A 1,288-nucleotide genomic window follows, 5' to 3' on the forward strand; every position below is an offset into this window, starting at 1 on the left:
AGCCCGTGATCGATCTGCCGGGCGCGAAGGGCGGTTCGGGTGGAGGGGGTGGCAAGTGAGTGCGGCGCCTGTCGATCCGGCGGAGATTCCTCAGTTCACGGGTGATCTGGAGCAGTTGGAGGCGGATGTCACCGGTCTGAAGGCGAATGCGTCGTTGTGGCGTACCTCGGGTGGGGATGTCGATTCCGATTTCCAGGGCCTGTCTGCTTTCTACAAGGCTCCTGAGGCGGAGGAGTTGTTTGCGACGACGCGTCCGGTGGCGGTGAAGTCGGATGCGTTCGCGACGCAGTTGGAGAGTGTGGGTGCGGCGCTGGATGCGTATGCGGGTGAGGTGCGGCCGCTGGCGGCGCGGTTGAGGCAGCTCAAGCAGCAGGCGACGGTGTTCGCGTCGAGTGTCGCGGGGGACGACGAGTGGACGAAGGACGGCGACAAGGTCGCGAAGAACAATGATCTGCGGCATGACGTGGATACGGCGGTGGCCGCGTTCTGGGCGGCGGAGCGTACCTGCGCGAACAGGATCACGGCGTTGGTCGGGGGCACGCACTACGTGCAGGACGACGGCAGCCACGCGAAGAACATGTACGGCTTCGGCGGCGGCGACTTGGATCATGCGCAGGGTGTGCCGTGGGGCGATCATGTGGATCAGTCGTACAACTGGTACAACGTGGGCCACTGGGGTGCGGTGGCCGGGCACTGGGTGAAGTCGTTCGTGTGGGACGGCTTCCTGGTCGACGGGGTGTGGGGCACGATCAGGGGCCTGGGCACGCTGGTGGGGGTGGATGGCCTGCATGCGATGGGGCAGGCCTGGCAGAACATGGCGAAGATCGCGACGGGTCTGACGATCCTGTCGATTCCCGGCGCCTCCAGTGTCTATCTGGCCACGCCGGACAGGTATCTGCCTTCCTGGATCCGTGATTCGCGCACCGCGTTGAAGGAGACGGGCAAGTCGCTGCTGGCGTGGGACGAGTGGAAGAAGAACCCGGCGCGGGCGGCGGGTGCGGTGACGTTCAACATCGTGACGGCGGTGGCGACGGACGGTGCGGGTGAGGCGGCGGCGGGTGCGGGCAAGGCGGGTGCGGTCGCGCGGGTGGCGTCGGTGGCGGGCAAGGCCGGCAAGGTGGGCCGGATCGTCGACCCGATGACGTATGTCGGCAGGGCGGGCACGTTCACCGTGGTCAGGGTCGCCGACGTCTTCAAGGGCCTGAGGGGCGCGGGCGGGCGGATCACCCTGCCCGCGGGTTCGGTGGCCCTGCCGGACGGCACGGTCAAAATCCCCATCGACACCCCC

1 pseudogene is annotated in these 1,288 nt (G+C 67.5%); it reads left to right on the forward strand.

Features of this window, described 5'->3' with window-relative positions:
• Window positions 1-55: 55 nt before the first annotated feature.
• Window positions 56-1,288: pseudogene (locus ABEA77_RS33760) on the forward strand (hypothetical protein); the annotation flags it as partial.

Origin of the sequence: Streptomyces tremellae, from assembly GCF_039540215.1 — a bacterium.
GTDB classification, from domain to species: Bacteria; Actinomycetota; Actinomycetes; order Streptomycetales; family Streptomycetaceae; genus Streptomyces; species Streptomyces tremellae.